At 60.8% G+C, this 6,000-nt stretch carries 5 protein-coding genes and 1 pseudogene; 2 read left to right on the top strand and 4 right to left on the bottom strand.

All coding sequences use genetic code 11. The features are described from left to right. A pseudogene (locus RQX22_RS16445) lies at window positions 1-222 on the top strand (hypothetical protein); the annotation flags it as partial. On the opposite strand, the gene RQX22_RS16440 reads toward RQX22_RS16445, so the two are convergent. From RQX22_RS16440 to RQX22_RS16430, 3 genes are all read right to left on the bottom strand, one after another. Beyond that, the gene (locus tag RQX22_RS16440) at window positions 216-1,517 is read right to left on the bottom strand and encodes a spinster family MFS transporter (RefSeq protein WP_315727844.1); all 1,302 of its coding nucleotides are present in this window, start codon (window positions 1,515-1,517) and stop codon (window positions 216-218) included. The pseudogene RQX22_RS16445 and the gene RQX22_RS16440 sit on opposite strands and share 7 nt — an antisense overlap. A gap of 294 nt (window positions 1,518-1,811) precedes the next feature. Then, window positions 1,812-2,402 carry an SDR family NAD(P)-dependent oxidoreductase gene (locus RQX22_RS16435; protein WP_315727842.1) on the bottom strand — a complete coding sequence of 197 codons (591 nt, stop codon included), beginning with the start codon at window positions 2,400-2,402 and terminating at the stop codon, window positions 1,812-1,814. Between the two features lie 123 nt (window positions 2,403-2,525). After that, window positions 2,526-3,077 carry a hypothetical protein gene (locus RQX22_RS16430; RefSeq protein ID WP_315727839.1) on the bottom strand — a complete coding sequence of 184 codons (552 nt, stop codon included), beginning with the start codon at window positions 3,075-3,077 and terminating at the stop codon, window positions 2,526-2,528. Window positions 3,078-3,098: 21 nt separating this feature from the next. On the opposite strand from RQX22_RS16430, the gene RQX22_RS16425 reads away from it, so the two are divergent. Next, complete coding sequence (locus tag RQX22_RS16425; protein WP_315727837.1) at window positions 3,099-4,019, top strand: cupin domain-containing protein; 921 nt, start codon at window positions 3,099-3,101, stop codon at window positions 4,017-4,019. A 47-nt stretch (window positions 4,020-4,066) separates the two neighbouring features. Here RQX22_RS16425 and RQX22_RS16420 read toward each other — a convergent pair whose 3' ends face one another. Further along, window positions 4,067-5,893 carry an N-acyl-D-amino-acid deacylase family protein gene (locus RQX22_RS16420; protein WP_315727835.1) on the bottom strand — a complete coding sequence of 609 codons (1,827 nt, stop codon included), beginning with the start codon at window positions 5,891-5,893 and terminating at the stop codon, window positions 4,067-4,069. Window positions 5,894-6,000: the final 107 nt, after the last annotated feature.

Here is a 6,000-nt window from a genome sequence, read left to right as displayed (position 1 = left end):
TTATCTCGGTGTCCACGAAACCGGCAGCAGCTCATACTGCGCAATGAAGCCATGGACGCCGATATTCAGGGGCGCGTTGCTGCGACCACCATTAACGACAGGTTGCTCGATGCTCCCGCCATCGCCTGGCTGGTGACGATGCTCGCCTCGCCGAAAAATATCGCCCTCAACGGCGAGACGATCCAGGCCGGCGGCGGTTTCAGGAGCGTGATCAATTACTGAAGATGGGCCTGACCACGCCAGTCTCCCCTGATGGATCGTGCGCAGAACAGAAAAAGCATGGCCGCGACGAGATAGAAAGTGCTGCCGACCAGCATGCCTATTCGCAAGGCGCCCTCGCCATATAGCGGCGCCAGGGTATCGGAGAGAATCCCGATCGAGGTCGCACCGATCGTCAGCCCGAAGAGATTGGATATGAACATGAAACAGGCTGAGGCGGTGGTGCGCATCGAAGGGTCGACGATCTGCAGAAGCGCGGTGAGGGTCGGCCCGGCCCATGCGAAGCTGAGGGCGATAGCACAAACCAGAGATGCGAAGACGAAGATGAGGCCGGACGCCGATAGAGCCGCCCAGTAGAACGGAGCCGCAAAGAGGAATGCCAAGCCGACGATGAAGGGATAGGCGCCAGGGCCCCTGCCGCCAAATCTGTCGCCCAGCCAGCCTCCTCCCCAAGTTCCGATCACGCCGCCCAGAAGGATCGCGCATCCGTAGAAATTGGTGACACCGGACATGCCAAGATCGAGGCTGCGCTTCAAATAAGAGGGAATCCAGAACAACAAGCCATAGGTCGATATGGCCGACGCCGCCGTACCGAGCGAAATCAGCCAGAAGCTCTTCATGCCAATCAATGTGGCAATCGACTTTCGAAAGCTTACGGACGGCTGCCGCGCAAAATCGTCGGCCAAATCACTGCCACCCCTCTTCGGATCCTTGACGAGGACTTTCACAAGCAGCGCTATGGGCAGGCCGATCAGTCCTACGGCCAGGAAAGCCATGCGCCAGTCGACATTGATCGCAATCCAGCCTCCGACAAAAATCCCCAGCGCTGACCCAAGAGGGATGCCGAAGGAGAAGAAGGCGAACGCGCGGGCACGCCGGCTTTGATCGAAATAATCCGCGATCAACGAATAAGACGGTGCGACTCCGCCAGCCTCACCGATGCCGACGCCCATTCGGCACAGAAATAATTGGATAAAATTCTGGGCAAGGCCGCAGGTCGCAGTGAAAAAGCTCCAGGTAGATACGGCCAGCGCGATGATCGTGGAGCGACGGCGCCGGTCGGCCAGCCAGGCAATAGGGATACCAAAAGCCGTGTAGAGCAGCCCGAAGGCGAGTCCGCCCAGCAGGCCGAGTTGGGTGTCGCTAAGGTCCAGTTCGGCCTTGATCGGAACGGCCAGAATGCTGACGATCTGCCGGTCGAGATAGTTGAGGACATAGGCGGCCAGCAGGATCACCAGCACCGCGATGGGGTTGCCGACAGCTGCGTCGCGATCCTGCTCGTGACTCTTGATCGTCATAGCCACCTCTCCCTCTCTCTTGCGCGGCTTATCCGCCATTTCGTGGGATCACGCTCCCGGATGATGCCGGGACAAGTTTTTGCCAATTGTAGCGCCGTCGGGCCCGCCCTCCACGCTCATCGCCGGCCTTTCGGGACGCCACGCGCCGATCGGCTCGACCTCCGCCAGCCCGCCGCCTTGCTCCGCCTCGCCGTCATCGCGCCGAGCAAGTCGCAAGGAGTAATCAAACCAGGCCTGCAACCGGTAGCAATATGCCGTGAAGCGGGCGCGCCGCGTCAGATCCCAGAAAGCAGATTAATTTTGCCAAGTCAGCGGGTGCCACCAGCGGGAGGGGTCGGCATCGGGCATGTCATGCCGATTGGTCGGTGTGTCGATGATACTTGGAAGCACGCCATTGACGTTGATGCCATGCTCCTTGAGTTCGGCGGAAAGGCTCTCCGTCAGGCGCATGACCACGCTCTTGGCAGCGATATACGCGCTCATCCGCGCCGCGCCCTGCCGGGCCGAGAGCGCCCCGACTGTGACGATCCTGCCGCGTCTCCGCGCGATCATCCCTGGCACGAGCGAACGCACTGTATTCTGGAGAGTCGTCACATTGATTTGAAACATGTTCTCCCACATCTTAGGATCCGGATCGTGGACGGCCGGTCCCATCGCGAAGCCGCCGGCAAGGTGGAAAAGGATATCAACCTCTTCGAGCCGGCCAAGCGCAGCCAGGGTGGCTGCGGCATCAGCCAAATCGACTCCGATCTCTTTCTCACCAGTCGCGCGAAGGTCGACGAGGCTGAGCCTCGCGCCCAATTCGCTTGCACATTGTGCGACCGCACTGCCGAGGATTCCCCTCGCGCCCGTGATTACGACATGCTTGTCACGAAGGGTAATCATCGGCCCCTTCCTCTTGCATCGCTATTCTCGTCAGGCGCTGCCGGCGGGACCGTGCCGGCCCCCATCCGTGTCTCAGGCTCTGGTCCGGCGTTGAGAACGGCGACATCAGGGGCGTAAGTTCGGTCATTGGATCTCCCCCTTTTCGGAGGTTCGCACCTGCCAGGCCGGAAGATAGGTGACACGATCGAGACGTTCCCATCTTCCGCTCGAGACCGCGGCCGCGTCCCGCCACGGCCCCCCGGTCGTGGCGATAAGCTTTTCCAGCCCGCGCCCCCGGCTTTCGGGATCGGACCAGCTCGCGATCACCAGCGATTGCGGCAGCGGGCCGAATATTAAATCGCTCGCGACAACCGATTGCGCGCCGGCGTCGATGAAGAGGCCGAAATTGGATGCCATGCAGGACTCCCTGAACTCCGCGCCACGGCCGACTTCCGGCTGGACATGCCAAGCCAGCTCGCACGTCCCCTCGCCTTCCCTGAATTCGAACGAAGTTCCCGGCCAGGGATCGATCAACGTGAGATCCGTGCGTGTCACGAACTCCACCCCGCCGGCGGCGCGCCGTATCGGGCTCCAAATCGGATAAAAATCTCGCCAGGTGTCATGCCGGACCTCATAGCTCGGCCAGATCAGCATCCAGGTGAATATATCGTGCCCGATGTCGGACGTTTCCCACATTGCGATGGGACTGGGGACCCCATGCGCCGCAAAAAGGGGCAGCAGCACGTCACGCATGCGCTTGTACATCTCCCCAATATGTCCGGGAAGGATGGAATATCTGCGCAGCTCAATAATCATCCAAAACACCTCTACCTGCAGCTGGCTGGACATCTGCTTTCTCGTCCCAGCGGGAAGATCGCCCATCGGCACGACAGTAGATGCATACAATCACCTTGCAAGCCGAAATCTGCCGGCTATGCTGCGGACGGAAGCCTCCGCTTCAGATCCACAACCTTCGGAGCAGCCGTGCACAAACCTATCCCTGCAGAGGCCGCTCCGGGCACTAGCGATCATGCGGTCGAGACGCTTCCCCTCGGGGAGCCGGCGGCGGCGCATAGTCGAGAAGATGCGTCCGAGATCATGACAGAAAAGAGTGTGCACGCGAGAAGACTTGTCGTCACCGGTCACGATGAGCAGGGACTTTCGCTCGTTTCGAGTGACACGAAGGTCGGCGCGAGAAAGGTACCAGGAGCGCCGGGCTGGACATTTTTGGATCTGTGGGGAGCCGACGGGGTGGCAGACTTTCCCAGCGATGGCGGCCGTCCGCCAGTCGCCGGCTTCCTGCCACCCGAGCGTGGATTTCGCTGCTATACCACAACCATCGAGCCCTTTACCGTCGCGGCTCATGAACAACCATCGGCAGACAATCTGGAGATTGCGGGCCTGATGGATCCCGATCGACCGGGAATGCATCGGACAGCCACACTCGATTGCCTTTACGTGATTGAAGGCAGTTGCTTCCTGCATCTCGACCACGGCCGTGTGCAACTGAACGCCGGTGACGCGCTCGTCCAGAACGGAACCAATCACGCCTGGAGCAACCCGTTCGATCAGCCCTGCAGAACATTCATTGTGATGATTGGAGCGTTTTGGCAGCCTGCTGCTGCGAAAGCGTTCTGACGAGACCAGAAAGGCAATGGTCTTGGATGGATCCCTGAGGCACGGATCTATCCGAGCCTGGCAGAAAGGACTGGTCGAGCCGCGGCTCTCGGCAAAGCTCCCTCCTTCGCATTTGGCGTCGCCACCCGTCCGGGAAGAGCGCCGGTGGCGACGCCTTCCCGATAGGTGACATCGCCATTGACGATCGTAGCGACGTAGCCGGACGCGCGCTGGATGAGGCGATGGCCGCCTGCGGGCAAATCGCAAATCACTTCAGGAGCGCCCAGAGTGAGCCGGTCATAGTCGATCACGTTGAGGTCGGCTCTGAGGCCGGGCGCGATCAGACCACGATCGGCAAGCCCCACCGCCAGCGCGTTGCGCCGTGTCAAAGCGTTGACTACTTCCGGCAGCGGCAATTTGGATCCCTCCCGGTCCCGCGTCCAGTAGGTCAGCATGAACGTCGGAAAGCTGGCATCGCAGATCAGGCCGTAATGGGCTCCGCCATCGCCGAGCCCGAGCACCGTATGGGGGTGGTTCAACATCTCGAAGACATTGTCCAAACTGTTGTCGGTGAAGTTGTTCATCGGCAGGAAGAGGGTGAGACTTCCCTCCTCCATCAGGAGGAGATCATATGCCGCTTCCCAGACCGACACCCCCCGCCGAGCGGCCTGCGCAGCGATACTGGCCTGTGGCGGCGGCGCATAGTCGGGCTCGGATCCCATCGGATAGGAATCCAGTGATCGTGCAACAAGAAACCTGATGATCGGATTTGGATGATTCTCGTCGGGCCGCTCTGCCAGCATGCGCTCCCGAAATTCCGGCGAACGCATCCGCGCCAGCCGCTCTGCCAGCGGGAGGTGCGCGATGGCCTTATAGCTCGGGTGGAGCGTGAATGGATGTAGGGACAGATGCAAGCCATAGAGGATTCCAATTGGCCGCGGAAATATCTGGGCCTTGATCTCCAGGCCTTGGGCATTCCCGGCGTCGACGAGCTCCAGAACTCGCTTGTACATGCCGGGCGCTTCGCTCATGTCGGCCAAGGTGAAGTGAAGGGGGCGGCCCGCAACCCTTGCGATTTCGTGGAGCAGTTCCATCTCATGGCGCACCTGTTCGTCAGGGCTGAGCGCACCTGCCTCAGCGACGAAATCCTTCAACTGTTCGCCGAGCAATTGCGCCACGATCTGGAATGTACCCCGACCGGCCTTTCGAAGCCCCTGGGCAAGGGCCAGCAATTCCAGCCGACCCGCGAGCACATGCGGCGCGAGATTTCCCTCAGGATCCCGGTGAAAGAGCGCGCGTGAGGTTGAGACGCCAACGGCGCCCGCGGCCATGGCTTCGGTTACGAGATCGGCCATATGCTGCCGGTCTTCCTCCGTCGAAGGCTCTCCTCGAACAGCCCGTTCTCCCATCACGAATACCCGCACGGCGGCATGCGGAAGATAGGCCGCGCAATCCGCATCGAACTGCCGCGTGCGCAGGAAATCCAGATATTCGGGGAAGGTCTGCCACTTCCACGGAATACCCTCCGTCATCACAATCTCCGGAATGTCCTCGACACCCTCCATCACCTTGACCAGAATTCCCCTCTCCTCGGGACGGCAGGGTGCGAAACCCACCCCGCAATTGCCCATCACCACCGTCGTTACGCCATGATCGGAGGACGGCGCGAACCGCCTGTCCCAAGTCGCCTGGCCATCATAATGGGTGTGGAGGTCGACAAAGCCCGGGGTCACCAGCCTACCAGCCGCATTGATCTCCTGGCGTCCCGTGCCTTCGAAGCTGCCCAGCTTCTCGATGATGCCACCAACGACAGCGACATCGCCTTCGAACGCCGGTCCACCCGACCCGTCCAGGATCGTTCCGCCCCGGATGACCATGTCATATTGCGTTTCCACTTTGCATCCTCATGCCGTTGATCAGAGCGCGTCCGCGTCGAGAATGCGGATAGCCACGCCCTAGCGAGATTTATGTATGCATTATGGCGCGCAATCGGACCTGTCAA

The sequence above is a fragment of the Sphingosinicella rhizophila genome (assembly GCF_032378825.1).
Taxonomy (GTDB): domain Bacteria; phylum Pseudomonadota; class Alphaproteobacteria; order Sphingomonadales; family Sphingomonadaceae; genus Allosphingosinicella; species Allosphingosinicella rhizophila.
This window is presented reverse-complemented; position numbering and strand designations above follow the sequence as displayed.